This is a genomic window from Myxococcus sp. MH1, assembly GCF_059738865.1.
On sequence record NZ_AP026947.1, the window covers coordinates 6,087,840 to 6,103,550 of the forward strand.

General features: G+C 70.3%; 3 protein-coding genes. All 3 read right to left on the reverse strand.

Annotation, left to right across the window (positions count from 1 at the left end; genetic code table 11):
* Nucleotides 1-19: 19 nt before the first annotated feature.
* From AC6JA9_RS23590 to AC6JA9_RS23600, 3 genes are read right to left on the reverse strand one after another with little or no spacing between them, the layout of a single operon-like run.
* Complete coding sequence (locus AC6JA9_RS23590; protein WP_497957867.1) at nt 20-8,914, reverse strand: amino acid adenylation domain-containing protein; 8,895 nt, start codon at nt 8,912-8,914, stop codon at nt 20-22.
* On the reverse strand, nt 8,911-13,449 hold the full coding sequence (locus AC6JA9_RS23595) for a type I polyketide synthase (RefSeq protein WP_497957868.1): 4,539 nt from the start codon (nt 13,447-13,449) through the stop codon (nt 8,911-8,913). Before AC6JA9_RS23595 ends, AC6JA9_RS23590 begins: the two co-directional genes overlap by 4 nt.
* Nucleotides 13,446-15,647, reverse strand: coding sequence for a beta-ketoacyl synthase N-terminal-like domain-containing protein (locus AC6JA9_RS23600; protein WP_497960741.1), 2,202 nt, complete (start codon nt 15,645-15,647; stop codon nt 13,446-13,448). The genes AC6JA9_RS23595 and AC6JA9_RS23600 overlap by 4 nt, the downstream gene beginning before the upstream one ends.
* Nucleotides 15,648-15,711: the final 64 nt, after the last annotated feature.

Here is a 15,711-nt window from a genome sequence, read left to right on the forward strand (position 1 = left end):
GGGCGGACACGGCGGGCTCCTAGTTCATCTTCGAGAGCTGCTCTTCGAGCAGGTGGGCGAGGTGCGCTTCGGACAGGTTCTCCAGTTCGGACGTGCCCTGCTCCGGGGCTTCGGGAGGGGCGCTGGTGGGCGAGGCGAACTCCAGGGGAAGGAACGCGGTGGCGAGCTGCTCCGCGAGCTTCTCGGTGGTGGGGTAGTTGAAGACGAGGGTGGCGGGCAGGGAGAGCCCGAAGCCGCTCTGGAGCCGGTTCTTGAGCTGCAGCGCCGCCAGGGAGTCGATGCCCATCTCGCTGAAGCCTTGCGAGGGGTCGACCGACGCACCGGAGGCCGCGCCGCGAATCCACGCCACCTGCTCACGCAGGTAGTCCAGGAGCAGCTTGCGACGCTGCGTGACGGGCGAGCGTGCGAGTGTCTCCAGGAAGCGCGCGCGCTCCACGGTCCGCCCCCGGGCCGCGTCGCGCAGCTCGGCGTCGTAGGGCGAGGAGCGGCCACCGCCGAACACCGCCCAGTCGATCTCCGCGACGCCCACCTGCGCGACAGGGCTCGTGAGCAGCGCTTCCAGTGCCGCCAGCCCCTCGCGCACGGGGAGGCTCCCCCAGCCCGGAGTGTGGGAGCGCGCGCCGACGTCCACGCGGGCTCCGGCGTCTCCCGCCCACACCCCCCAGTTGATGCTGAGCCCCGGCAGTCCGAGGGCTCGGCGGTGATGCGCCAACGCGTCCTCGAACGCCGTCGCCGCGCAGTGGTTCGACTGTCCGGCGGAGCCGACCAGGGAGGCCACGGACGAGAACAACACGAAGTGGTCGAGCGCGAGCTTCGAGGTCAGCCGGTGCAGGTTCCACGCTCCCCTCACCTTGGGCCTGAGCACGTTCTCGAAGCGGGCCCAGCGCTGCTGGCGCAGGACTCCGTCATCCAGCACACCCGCCGAGTGGAACACGCCACCCAGCGGCGCGAGCTCGTCGGAGATCTCCCGGAGCACTGCCGCGAGCGCGTCCTCGTCCGCGACGTCCACCTGTCGGTACTCGACGCGCACCCCGAGCGTGCGCAGTCGCGCCAGCCGCTCGGCCGCCTCCGGCCCCACCGCGCCACGCCCCGTCAGCACGAGGCTCCGCGCGCCCCGATTCGCCAGGAGCTCCGCCGTCAGCAACCCCAGCCGACCGAGCCCACCCACCACGAGATAGGTGCGATCCTCCCGGACAGCGTCAGCGCCCGCCCGCCGCGAGGACGCGGGCAGAACCTCGCGAGCAGAGACCCTGCGCAGCCGTGCGACCTGGCGGCCACCGCGGAAGGCGACCTGGTTGTCCGCCACTTCTGTTCGCGCGTGGAGCTCCCGCGTGAGCGCCTCCACCTGCGCATCCGGTGCGCTCCGTGGATCAAGGTCGACGCACCGGACATCCAGCTCGGAGGACTCGATGGCGACAGGTCGCGCCAGGCCCCAGAGCAGCGACTGTGCAATCCCAGGGAGTGACTGCCCGGTGACGACGGCCTGCGCGCCCCGCGTCACCCACCACACGGCCTGGGAGTATCCACGCTCGATGAGGTAGCGCAGCAGCCCGAGGCCGCCTCCGCATCCGCGCCGCGCGTCCGCGTCGAGGCTCACCGGGTCGAGGTCCTCCGAATCCGCGCCGTCGAGCCCCCACAGCAGGATGACGTCCGAGAGCGAGGCCGGAAGCCGCAGGGTCCGCAGGGCCTCCGCGAGCACCTCGGGGTCCTCCGGCAACTCGAAGCGCGTGTCGCCGATGGCACGGAACGTCTGGCCGCGGAACGCGATGAAGCAGGTCCGTCCATCCCGTTCGAGTGCTCGCGCGAGCTGCAGCCCCAGCCCACGCTCGTCCGCGAGAATCAGGCACGGTCCGCGCTCCGTCGGAGGGGTGCCCGCCGCCTCCAGCGCGAGCGGCTCCCACCGTCGCTCGTAGAGCCATCCATCCAACGGGGCCTGGGTCGCCGGGCTCAAGGCTTCCCGACGGGTCCGCTGGAGCTCCAGTCCGAGGACTCGCGCGCACAGCCTCCCCTCCCTCCCGAAGACGTGGACATCGGCGCGAAGCCGCTTCCACGTGGCATCCAGGGGCAGCACCACCGCGTGGCTCCACATCCGCGCGTCGAGTCCTCCGAACAGCTCGAGGCTCTCCACGTTCATCGGCACATAGAGCTCGGAGCCGCTCGACTCCGGATACACGCCGCCCACCACCTGGAGGCACGCATCCAGCAGCGCCGGGTGCGCGAAGAACGCGTCGTGGTCCCCGAGCGCGGCGGGCCTCTCGATTCGGGCCAGGACCTGCTCCGACTGTCGGCGCAGCTCGGTGATGCCCTGGAACTCCGCGCCGAAGTCGACCCCGGACTCCCGCGCCCTTCGATAAGGGTCTGGGATGAGCAGCGCGGCCCGCTGCATCGCGAGCACCGCGTCGTAGCCCGCTGACTCACCAGGCGCCTCTCCCTCGAGTGGGGCGAGGAGCGTCGCGGTCGCATGAAGGACCCACTCGCCTTCCGCGTCATCCATCGCGCGACTGAAGATGCGCGCCGTCGCCGTGCCAGCCTCGTCCTTGCTCACCGAGCACTGCACCCTGCGACTGGAGTCTCCAGGGAAGGTCATCGCCGCGAGCAAGGACAGGTTCTCCAACCGCGGCGCCTTCGTGCCGAGCAGTCGCGCGCCCGCGGCCAGCGCCATCTCGACGTAGGCCGTCGCGGGCAACGTCGGAGTCCCGAAGACGCGATGCTGCCCCAGGAAGGCCTGCGACGAAGGACCCAGCGTCGACTCGAACAGCAGCGCGTCCGCCCCGATCACGGCCAGCGGCAGGCGCGCGCCGAGCAGGGGGTGCTCCTCCCGGGTGACGCTCGTGCCCTGAAGCCGCTGCAGCCCCGCGCCCTCTTCCCAGTACCTCTGCCGCTGGAAGGGATACGTGGGGAGCGCCACCTTGCGCCGGGTGAAGCCCGCCTCGAAGGCCGTCCAGTCCACGCGGACGCCTCGGACATACAGCGCCGACAGACTCTCCAACATCTGCTGCCAGCCGCCGTCTTCGGGCCGCAGGCTCGGCAGCCACGCGCACTCCCCTTCCGGAACGCACCGCGCCGCCATGCCGAGCAGCGTCGCCTTGGGCCCCATCTCGATGAACACCCGCACCCCGTCGCGGTACAGGTGCTCCACGCCCTGCGCGAAACGCACCGGGTCTCGGAGCTGGCGGCACCAATAGTCCGGCGTGGTGATGGCGTCCGTGATGGGCTCGCCGGTCATCCCGGAGACCATGGGGATGGCGGGCCGCGTGTAGGAGAGCGTGGAGGCGACGGCCCTGAACTCCGGGAGGATGGCCTCGACCATGACCGAGTGGGCCGCGCGCGGAATGTTCAGGCGGCGCACCTTGAGGCCGCGCGACTCCAGGGCCGAGGCCACCTCCCCCAGCTCGCCAGGGGGACCGGAGACGACCACGTTGTCGGGACCATTGCGCGCGGCGATGGAGCAGCTCCATCCGCCTCGCGCCAGGACCTCGCGCACCTCCGCCTCACCCGTGGAGACCGCGAGGTTTCCTCCCTCTGGGAGCTGATGCATCAGCCGGCCACGGTGGAGCGCCAGCTTCAGTCCGTCCTCGAGGCTGAACACCCCCGCGAGGCACGCCGCCGCCAGCTCTCCCGTGCTGTGTCCGAGCAGGACATCGGGCTGGATGCCCCAGGACATCCACAGCTCGGCCAGCGCGTACTCGAGCGCGAAGAGCACCGGCTGCGCGTAGTCGAACTGGTCGATGGGCGAGTCGTGTCCCGGCTCCGGATAGAGCACGGAGTGGAGCGAGCGTCCCCAGACGTCACGCAGCAGCACATCGAACGCATCGATGCGGCGGCGGAAACCCGGATGCGTCGGATAGAGCTCGCGAGCCGCGCCGACGTACTGCGAGCCCTGCCCCGAGAAGAGGAACGCGACCTTCGGCGACGACCTCGCGTCGAGCACGCCGTGTACCAACCCCGGACGCTCCTCGCTCCTCGCCGCGGCGCCGAGCGAGGCGGCCATGGCACCACGCTCCGAGGCCACCATGGCGAGCCGATGCTCGAAGGCGACTCGCCCCGTGTTCGCGGAGAAGCACACGTCCGCGAGCGACACGTCGGTTCCCTCCAACAGCGCCTGGTACTGGCCCGCGAGCAACCGCAGCGCCGCGTCATTGCGCGCCGAGAGCGTCAGGACATGACGGGGGCGATCCGCGCCGGAGGTTTCGGGCGCCTGTGCCGCGGGAGCCTCTTCCACCACCACATGCGCGTTGGTGCCGCCGATTCCGAAGGAGCTGACTCCGGCGCGGCGCGGGCCGCTCGCCACATTCCACGGCGTGGCCTTGTCGACCACGAAGAACGGGCTGTGCTCGAAGTCGATGCGCGGGTTCGGCGCCTCGAAGTGGAGCGAGGGCGCGAGGGTGCGGTGCTGGAGGGACAGCACGACCTTGATGAGCCCGGCGACTCCCGCCGCGCTGTCCAGGTGCCCGATGTTGCTCTTCACCGAGCCCAGCGCACAGGACCGGGACTCCGCCTGCTCACCGAAGGCCCGGGTCAGCGCCGCGACCTCGATGGGGTCGCCCATGGCGGTCCCCGTCCCGTGCGCCTCGACGTAGGAGATGCTCCGAGGGTCGATGCCGGCGCGCTGGTGCGCCCGGCGGACGACGTCGGATTGCCCTTCGACACCGGGCGCCATGAAGCCGACCTTCCGGTGCCCGTCGTTGTTGATGGCGGAGCCCTTGATGACCGCGAGGACCCGGTCCCCATCGGCGAGCGCTCGCTTCAGGCGCTTGAGCACGACGACGCCGGCGCCGCTTCCAGGGAGGGTGCCGCTGGCCCGGGCATCGAACGGCCGGCAGTGGCCGTCCTTCGAGAAGATGCTGCCCTCTTCGTAGAGGTAGCCGACTTTGTGCGGGACCTTGATGGCCACCCCGCCCGCGAGCGCCATGTCGCAGCGTCCGTCGAGCAGCGCGTCGCAGGCCGTCGACACGGCGACGAGCGACGTCGAGCAGGCCGTCTGGAGGTTCAGGCTCGGACCGCGCAGGTCGAGCTTGTAGGACGTCTGCGTCGCCAGGAAGTCCTTGTCCTGGGACACGAGGTCCTGGAAGAAGCTGAGCGGCCGCGTGAGGTCCGGATACGGATAGCGGTAGTGGCTGACGCTCTTGCCCGCGTAGACACCGACGACGGCGTCGCCCGCGCCAGGTGGGTAGCCCGCGTGTTCGAGCGCCTCCCACGAGCACTCCAGGAACACGCGCTGCTGAGGGTCCAGCGAGCGCGCCTCGCGGGGGGTGAGGGAGAAGAAGTCGGCGTCGAACGCGTCGAAGTCCTCCATCACCGCCGAGGCGCGGACGTAGCGCGGGTCCCGGAACGCCGACTCGCTCACGCCCGCGGCCCGCAGGTCGTCATCGGTGAAGGTGCCGACGGACTCGACGCCATCCACCAGGTTGCGCCAGAACGCATCGAGCGTGGCCGCGCCGGGGAAGCGTCCGCTCATCCCGATGATGGCGATGTCCCGGTCCTCCTGCGTCGGAGGTGCCTCGACGACGGGCGTGGTACGCGCCGCGGTCCCCGGAGCGCCGAGTCGCGCCGCGAGCGAGCGGACCGTCGGGTTCCCGAACAGCTCGACGACGGGGATGGTCAGCGCCAGGGCCTGCTTGATGCGCAGGTGGAGCTGGATGAGGTGCACGGAGTTGGCGCCGAGCTCGAAGAAGTTGGTATCCGGATGGACCGCCGGAATCCCCAGCACGGCCCCGACGGCCTTGGACAGCGCGTCCTGGAGCGCGCGCGTCCCTTCGCCGCCCCCTATCGCCGGGGGCGGCCGCGATGCGGTGTCCTGCTTCGCCTGGGCGACCTCGTCGGGGTGAGGCAACGCCCGGCGGTCCACCTTGGCGTTGCGGGTCAGCGGAAGGGCGTCCAGCACGACATACGTCGCGGGCACCATGTGCTCGGGGAGCACGCGCGAGAGGAACTCGCGGACGCGCCTCGTGTCGAGCTCCCGCGCACCGTCCGCGAGGACGACATATGCGACGAGTCGCTTCTCATGGTGCTCACCGACGGCCCCCACCACGGCGGCGCGGATGTCCGGAGCACGGAGCAGCGCCGCTTCGATTTCTCCGGGCTCGATGCGCTGTCCACGGATGGAGAGCTGGAAGTCGACGCGGCCGAGGAACTCGATGGTGCCATCGGGCAGATACCGGCCGAGATCTCCGGTGCGATAGATGCGCTCGCCCGTGCGAGGGTGGACGGTGAACTTCCGCGAGCCCGCCCCCGCGCCGATGTAGCCCAGGGCCACGCCAATGCCCGCGCAGCACAGCTCGCCGGGGACCCAGACAGGCCGCTCCTCCATCCGTTCGTCCAGCACGTAGTACCGGGTGTTGGCGATGGGCTTGCCGTACGGGATGCTGCGACGACGCTCGTCCGCCTCCTCGACGGGATGGGTGATGTTCCAGAGCGACGTCTCGGTCGGTCCGCCGACGCTCACCACCTTCACACCGCCGAAGCGCGCGCGCAGGCGCCCGGGGAGCGTGACGGCGATCCAGTCGCCCCCCAACATCACGAGCCGCAGCGGACACGCGAGCCGGACGTTGCCTCCCTCGAGGTACGTCAGCAGCATCTCCATCATCGCCGGCACGGTGCTCCAGAGCGTGACGCCGTGACGGGCCATCAGCTCGACCCAATGCGAGGGGTCTCTGCGCCGGGAGGCATCGGGCATCACCACCGTGCCGCCCGCGCTCAGCGTTCCGAAAACGTCGTAGACGGAGAAGTCGTGGTGGAGGGCGCTCAGGGCGATGAGCCGGTCATCCGGCCCGACGCCGTACTTGCGGTTCGTCCACTCGATGGCGTTGACCATCCCCGCGTGCGTGAGCATCGCCCCGTTGGGCTGGCCCGTGGATCCGGACGTGTAGAGGATGTGCGCGAGGTCCTCGGGCCGCTGCGCGGTCGACAACGGCGCGTCGGGGTACTCACCGAAGGCCTCGGGGGTGAGGACCAGCACCTGGACGGACCCGGGCCACGAGTCCCGGGCGAACTTCGGCTGGGTCACCACCCGCTCGACGCCGCCGTTGCGCATCATGAAGGAGCGCCGCTCCAGCGGCAGGCCCGCGTCGATGGGCAGGTACGCGGCGCCCGAGGCCAGGACGCCGAGCACCGCGACGACCTGCTCCCACCCCTTCTCCATCACCACCGCGACCACGTGATTGGGCGCGGCGCCACGCTCGCGCAGCACATGGCCCAGGCGGTTGGCGCGGCGGGCCAGCTCGCCATAGCTCAGCGTGCACCCCTCGGCGACCAGGGCGAGTGCGTCGGGACGCGCGGCGGCGTTCCGGTAGAAGCCCGTGTGGAGCAGCTCACCACTCAGCGGACGGGCCGTGTCGTTGACGCGGGCGATGAGCTCGCGCTGGCGCGGCGGAAGCAGGTCCAGGTCCGCGCGCTCCCAGGCCGCGTCGTCCTCCGCCAATCGGAGGAGCAGCGCGTGGAAGCTGGCGAACATGTCCTCCAGCATCCCGGACGGGAAGAGTTCCTCCGCCACGTCCCAGTTCAGGAAGACGCCGCCCCGCTGGTAGACGATCTGAAGGTCGATCCACACCTGTGGCGTCTGCGTGAGGGCCTCGACGAGCCCGCCGAACGACTCCGCCAGGAAGTCCACCCAATGCGAGTCCCCGCTCCGGGAGTGGGAGGCGAAGCTCGTCATCACCACGGGCATGATGGCGCCGGAGATGCGCCCCTGGGCGCGGAACAGCTCTCGCAGCAGCTCGACGCCGCTCACCTCGCGATGTTCGAGCGCGAGGAGGAGCTGCTCGCGAATCGCCAGCGCGCGCTCGGTGAAGCTGCGCTCCGGATGGTGGTCCACCTCGACCAGCGTGAAGCTGGCGAAGGTGCCGATGATGTCGTTGACCTGGGGGTGGACGGGCAGCCGGTTGAAGTGCGGGACGTTGAGCGTGAAGCGCGGGCCACGGCTCCAGCGGGCGATGACCTCCGCGTACGCGGCCAGCAGCAGCTCGGGTTCGGTCAGCCGGCGTGCACGGGCCCGCTGCTTGAGCCGCTGCCACACCTCCGCGTCCACGCGCGCGAACCAGCGGCGGAAGCGCGGGCGCCGGAGCGTACGGGGGTCCTTCTCCAGCGGGAGGTCGGGCGCGGGGGGAAGGTGCGGGAGGCGTGCGCGCCAGTATTCGAGCGAGCGCGCGTAGCGGGCACCTCGGGCGTGGTGCACAGCGAGCGAGTAGTCCCGATACGACAGCGTGAGAGGCGCGGCGATGGCTTCGGGGTGCCGGTAGAAGTGCACCAGGTCCCGGTAGAGGAGCTGGAAGCTGTACCCATCGATGAAGGTCCCATCGATGCTCATGAAGAGGCGCACGCGGTCGCCGTCGAGCAGGCACGCGCGCAGCTCGAACAGGGGCCACTGGTCGAGCGGGAGCACCTGCTGGGACAGCCGCTCGCGGATGGCGACGATGCGTGCCTCGGCCGCCTCCTGGCCGCGCCCGCGCAGGTCCTCGACGGGCAGGTGGTAGCGAGGGACGGAGGGGAGGATCTGCTGTTGGAAGCCCGGGGCCTCCACGGCGCGCAGCATCTCGTGTCGGTCTACGACCCGGTTCCACGCCTCCTCGAAGCGCGCGAGGTCGAGCGCGGGGCAGTCGAGCTCGTTGTACGCGTGCATCGACGCGTTCATCTCCAGCTCGGCCTGTCGGCCCACGCTGTAGGCCTGCTGGAGCTCGGTCATCGGGAACGGCAGGTGCCGCTCCTCGGGCCGAGGAACCACCTCCAAGGGAGTGCCTGACAGAGGCTCGTCCCGCTCCGACAGGAGTGCGCGGAGCGCCGCCTTGTGCTCCATGAGCTGTTCGCGCAGGTGCGGGGGAAGCACCCCGTCCGGCGCGTCGACGGCCAGGTGCTCGCCGTCCACGCTCAGCGTGATGCCGTGAGCGGCCAGCGACTGGAGGAGCTCCGCCAGCGTCATAGGAGGACCCGCTTGGTATCGGTGCGCACCGAGGACACTCCGCCCATCACACTGGCGACGGCGAGCTTCTCCAGCAGCTCGGCCGCCACCTGCCCGATGGAGCCGTCATCCACGAAGCGCTTGAGGGGCAGCCCCACCTCGAGCTCGCCCAGGACCAGGTCGCGCAGCTCCAGCGCCATGATGGAATCGAGGCCCAGCGACTCGAACGAATCCGTCGCCGCGAGACGCTCGGGAGCCAGTCGGCAGACCTGGGCCACCATGTCCTTCAGCCGGGCCTCCATCATCTGGGAGCGCGCGGAGCCCTCCAGCGAGAGCAGCACCTCGCGGAGCTTGCGCGGCTCAGCCTCCGCGGCGGGCGCGTGGACCCGGGGACGGAACAGGGACGAGCGCGCCACGGATGGGTGACTGCGTGCCCAGCGCTCCGCATCGAAGCGGGCGATGGCGCGGACCACGGGGGAGTCCGCGAGCGTGAGGGCCATGGCGGACAGCGCGGCGTCGACGGACATGGGCTCCATGCCGTGCTCGGCGAGTCGGGCACCGCGCCTGGCGTCCGCAGCGGCCATGCCGACCTCCGCCCAGCTTCCCCACTGGAGGCTGATGGCGGGCAGCCCCCGTGCGCGACGAAGGTGGGCCAGCGCATCGAGGAAGGCGTTCGCCGCGGCGTAGTTGGCCTGCCCCGGAGCGCCCAGCAACGAGGCGGTCGATGAGAACAGGACGAACTGCTCCAGCGAGTCATCCGTGGCCAGTGTGTGGAGGTTCCAGGCGCCGTCCACCTTGGGGCCCATGACGCGGTCGAAGCTCCGGGGCTCCAGTTGGAGCAGGGAGCCGTCGGCCAGCACACCCGCGCAATGGAAGAGCCCGCCGAGGGGAGGTCCTCCACTGCGCACCGAGCGCAACAGGTCCGCGACCGCCTCGGACTGGCTCACATCGACGGAGAAGACGTCCACCCGCGCTCCCGTGGCGCGCATGGGAGCCAGGGCCCGACGCGTCTCCGGCGTCTCTCCCATCCGGCCGCAGAGCGCGAGGTGACGCGCGCCGTGGTCCACCAGCCAGGAGGCCAACCTGAGCCCGATGCCGCCGAGCCCGCCCGTGATGAGGTACGTGCGGTCCGCTCGCGGACGGAACGGCTTCGTGGAGGGACGACGTCCTTGGGTGAGCGTCGGGACCAGCCGTCTGTCTCCGCGCAGCGCGACCTCGTCGTCCTCCGCGCCGGGCGAGGAGGAGCGACGGAGCTCGTCCACGAGCAACCGCGACGAATCCACCCCCGACGCGGAGTCGACGTCGATGCGGAGGCACCGCAGCTCGGGGTGCTCGTAGGCGATGACCCGCCCGAGCCCCCAGAGGGGGGCGCCCAGGAGAGACACCGACTCCGAGCCTCCGCCCACGGCCTGCGAGCCTCGGGTGATGAGGTACAGCCGAGGGGGCCTCTCCAGCGTCGCGCGGGCCAGGGCCTGAACGAGCGAGGTCAGGGCGACGGCCTGGGCCCGGACATCACGGGGCAAGGACTCGGGGTTTCCGGCGCGAGCCAGGAAGAGCACTCCGCGAAGCGGCTGGTCAGCGGAGCAAAGCTCGCGCAGCAACATCGAGAAGGACGCGACCTGGGTGAAGTCGAGACGATGGTCGCGAGCCGACACGCGCTCGAAGGCAGCACCTGGACGCGCCAGCACCACTTCGCCTCCCGCATCGGCCAGTGCATCACGGAGCGACTGGGTGGCCTCCGGTTCCTCGGAGACGATGAGCCAGGTGCCATCCAGTCGGGCCTGCGCGTGCTCCGACTCACGAGGGCTCCACGAGAGTTCGTGAAACAACTCCGCACCCGCGGCGGCATCTTCGACCACCACGGGCGCGATCTCGCCGTCCCACCAGAAGCGCTCGCGCTGCCACGGGTAGGTCGGAGCGACGACCTTCCTCCCCTCCGGGAAGAGGTGCTCGAAGCGGAGAGGGACTCCAGCACAGTAGAGCCTCGCGGCGAGGGTCAGCAGCTCCTGACGGGTCCCCAAGCCGGCCTGCAGCACGAGCACGTCCCGGCCCCGGCGCTGCGCTGCCGCTTCCAACGCTTCGCCGAGAGAGGCCTCACACGCCAGCGACAGGTAGACGGAGGCGCTCCGCTCCATCAACTGTTCGGCGGACAGGTCCACGTCGGGAGCATCCCGGTTCGCCAGGTCGCCAGCTGTCCCGTTTGCTCCCGCGTCCAGCCACGCCTCCTCTCGGAAGGACAGGAAGGCGCACTTCGCCGGACGGACAGGAAGCGAGCCAGGCGGGAGAAGCCCCAGGACGCTCCGGAGCGCCTCCTCCACGGTGAGCAGGCCCGCGATGACGGCGGCGGAGATTGAACCCACGCCATGACCGGCGACAGCGGACGGCTCGACGCCAAAGGCGCGCCACATCTCCGCCAGGGCGAGCTGACAGATGAGGAGGAGCGCTGCATCCCCCTCGTGCCCACCCACCGGCTGGAACACCGACTCACCCTGCGTTCTGCCGACGAGGCCATCGCGGCTCTCGCCATGGGGACGGCGCGCAGCCACCTCGTCGCGCCCCTGCGCGAGCACCGAATCGCCCGCCTCGCCGACGAAGCCATCGCGCCCGTCGATAGGGCGAAGGCGTGCAGCCGCCTTCGTGCGCTCCTGCTCGGCCACCGACTCGCCCGCCACCTCGTGGGCGAGGCCGTCGCGTTGGTCGGCGGAGCGCAGGTGCCCGGCCTCACGCTCACGCGCAAGTTCGAACACGGACACGCCCGCCACCTGCCGGAAGACGCCGTCGAGCTGCTCGACGTGGCGAAGGAATGCCTGCTCCTGGCCACGCTCCGCGCGCATGCGCCCACGGGCCGCGGAGACGTCATCTCCCAACACGAAGACCACGCCACGTCCGCCCGAGCCCTTGAGCCGCCCCTGGAACGCCCCCTCCCCCTCACGCCCCTCCGAAGCGCGGCGCAGCAGCGCCTGCAGCTCCTCGCGCGTCCTGGCAACCAAGGCGAGGCGCCGCTCGTGGTGCGCACGTCCCGCCCCCGCCGTGAAGCATGCATCCCGGAGGTTCATCCCCGGCAACTGACGCGACCACGCTCCAGCCAACTCCCTCAGCGCGGCCTCGCCACGCGCCGAGAGCGGCAACAGGTAGGGCCCCACATCCGGAGCGGCAGCCACCGTCTCCCGATGCGCTTCGAGCAGCGCATGAGCATTCACCCCGCTCATCCCGAACGAGCTCACGGCGACCCGATGCGGACGACCCAGCTCCGGGAGGGACCTGCGCTCGCGGACCACTTCGAGACCGGAGCATTCCCAGGTGAACTCGGGCGTCGGGTGCTCGAAGTGCACAGCGGGCGGGACCTCCCCCGTCTGCAGGACCGTCACCGCCTTGATGATCCCCGCGATTCCCGCCGCCGCTTCGGTGTGACCGATGTTCGGTTTGACAGAGCCGATCCACAGCGGCCGCGCCGAGCCCCGCCCACGCCCGTAGACCCTGGCAATCCCCTCCAGCTCGATGGGGTCTCCGAGCCGGGTCCCCGTCCCATGGGCCTCCAGGTAGTCCACCTGCCCCGCCTCGAGTCCCGCGCGCTCCAGCGCGAGCCGATACAGCGACTCCTGCGCTCGGACATTGGGCACCGTCAGCCCACCGCTCGCGCCATCATGGTTCGTCGCCGTGGCTCGAATCGTCGCGAGGATTCGATCTCCATCCCGGACGGCGTCCCGCTGCCGCTTCAGGATGATCACGCCACATCCCTCCCCCTGCACCATCCCGTCCGCGTCACGGTCGAAGGCGCGGCAGGTCTGGCGAGGAGAGAGCGCCCCCGCCTTGGCCAGGAACACACTCAGATGCGGCGCCAGGAGGAGCTTCACGCCGCCCGCGATGGCCACCGTCGACTCGCCCGCGCGCAGGCTCTGGCAGGCCAGATGCACCGCGACCAGCGAGGACGAGCAAGCCGTGTCCACGGCCATGCAGGGCCCCTCCAGGCCCAGCAGATACGAGAGGCGCCCGGCGACATAGCTCGCGTCCACGCCCGTCGAGTAGTGCGCGTCGACGCGCTCCAACCCACCGTCCGCGATCAGCGCGTAATCCCGAGCGTGGATGCCGGCGAACACGCCTGTCCGCGTCCCCGCGAGCCGGTGCGGCGAGAGCCCCGCGTCCTCGAGCGCCTCCCAGCTCACCTCCAGGAAGAAGCGCTGCTGCGGGTCCATCCCCTCCGCCTCCCGTCGGGAGATGCGGAAGAACTCCGCGTCGAACCGGTCGACGCCTTCCACGAACGCCGCCCGGCGCATCGTCGTCCTGCCAGGCGCGGACGGCTCAGCGTCATGAGCGCCCCGCAGCGCTCGACGCTCAGCGGGGACGTCCGTCACCGCGACACCCGAACTCCAGAGCAGCTCACGGAAACGTGCGGGATTCGAGGCTCCGCCTGGAAACCGACAGCCCATCCCGATGATGGCGATGGCGCCGTCGTCAGCCCGGGCGACAGCCCCGAGCTTGCGCTGGAGCTTCTCGATGGTCAGCAAGGCCTGCTGCAGCGGCGTCAACTCCACGCCCGCACGGTCCTCGCGGCTCATCCCTCCACCTCCTCGTGGTCGAGCTCCGCGAGCTTCCGCGCAATCAGCTCGCGGGCCTGCGCCTCCGACAACCCGGAGATGCGCTCCACCAGCCCCGCGTCCTCGTCAGACGCCCGAGCGCCCCCCGCCCGCGAATCCAGGAGCCCCTGCAGGCCCGTCGCCAGCGAGTCCAACCGTGGATGCTCGAAGAGGAAGGTCGTCGCCACCGCCACGCCCAGCTCCCGCGTCAGCCGACCCGAGAGCATCACCAGGGACACCGAGCTCATTCCCAGCTCGAACAGCGTCCGCCCTCGCCAGTCCAGCTCCGCGGGCTCCACCTCCAGCACCGCCGCCACCTGCCCCTGGAGGAGCTCCAGCAGCCGGGCCTCGCGCGCTGGTGTGGTTCCCTCCCGGAAGTCCATTCCCGTGGCCGTCCTGGGCACGGGCGCCTCGGCGGACTCCGGCCTCGAACGCGAGGGAGCACGAGACACCACCTCGGGCGAAAGCCACTCCGGCCACAAACGCTGTCTCTGAAAGGGATAGGCCGGAAGACTCACACATCGTCCTTCGAGCCCTGGGAAGGCCTCGCGGCAAACCCTGCCTTTCTCCAGATAGGTCCGCGCCGCCTCGACCCAGTGGCTCGGCAGGCCCTCCTCCACCCAGAGGGTCTGTTCCGGAGAACCGATGAATGCCTTCAGCATTCGCATCAATCCTTCCCGCCCCCCGGCGAGCATCGCGGCACGATGGCGATGGTGCTGCCGCTTGAACATCGCGGTAAAACAGACATCCCCGAGCCGGACAGCAGAGTCTGCGTTCTCCGAAAGGAAATCCAGAACCTGCTGGGACTGCTGCCTGAGTGCCTCCGGGGTCAGCGCGGAGAGCACCAGGAGGTGGTTCGACGAGATGGCCGCAAGCCCTTGCATGAGAGGAAATTCCGGGACGGACTCCAGGACGACAAAGGCATTGGACCCACCCAGGGAGGTAGACACGACGCCAGCGCGTGCGGGTCGACCTGCCCCGCGGTCTGACCAGGCCTCCAGGCTTGACTGGATTTGCAGCCCCAGCTCGTCGAAAGCGAGTGTGGGATTAGGGGAATCCACATGAATCGTCGGTGGTAGGGTGCGGTGGTACAGCGACAGGCAGACCTTGATGAGCTGCGCGATGCCAGCCGCCGCCCCCAGATAGCCCAGGTTGTTGCTGATCGCGCCCAGCCGGCAGGGCTCCGAGCGCGCGCCACCCAGCGCCTCGGCGATGGCGATGGCCTCCGCCGCGTCGCCCTTGAGGAAGGCCGAGCCGTGCAGCTCCACGTAGTCCAGGCTGGCGGCCTCCACGCCGCCCCGTGAGCAGGCCTGACGGATGACGTCCGTCTGCGCCTCGATGCTGGGCGCCATGATCCACTCGTTCCGGCCGTTGTGGTTCACGGCGCTGCCGCGGATCACCGCGTACACGCGATCAGTCGGGTCCACCCGGGACAGCGGCTTGAGGACGAGCATCCCGGCGCCCTCGCCACGGATGTAGCCATCCGCTCCGGCATCCAGGGTCCGGCACTCCCCGCGCGCCGACAGCACCCCGGCCTGGGAGAGCATGATGCTGCTGTCCGGAGAGAGCATCAGCTCCACACCACCTGCGAGCGCGCAGTCCACTTCTCCCAACATCAGACTTCTACAGGCCTCATGTACGGCCGTCGTCGACGAGGCGCAGCCCACGCTGGAGCAGGTGCTGGGCCCCCGGAGGTCGAACGCATGGGAGATGCGATTGGCCGCGAAGGACGGTGTGGACCCCAGCACGGAATACCCATCCAGCGCCCCCCAGTCCCGCGCCAGCATCCGCTGGAAGTCATTGAAGTTGACCCCGACGAAGACCCCGGTGCGGCTGCCTCGGAGGGAATCCAGGGGGATGCCCGCGTCCTCCAGCGCGTGCCACGCGCACTCGAACAGCACGCGGTGCTGGGGATCCATCTGCCGCAGCTCCCGCTTCGACAGACGGAAGGCCTGGGGATCCGCCGATGCGACGTCCTCCAGCAGTCCAGCGCGCCAGTGGCGCACCTTCCCCGGAGTGGCCGGGGTGGGGTCATGGAGCAAGCCCTTCTCCCAGCGGGAGGTCGGGATCTCTCGGGTGGCGTCCAATCCCTCGCACAGAAGCCTCCACAGGCTCCGCGGACACTCGGCCCCAGGAAATCGAAGGCCGATGCCCACGACAGCGATTGCCTCGTGTCGCATTGCACAAACCCTTAACGCACCCGGAATCTCCAGGTCAAACATTGCGAATCACATACCAGACAAT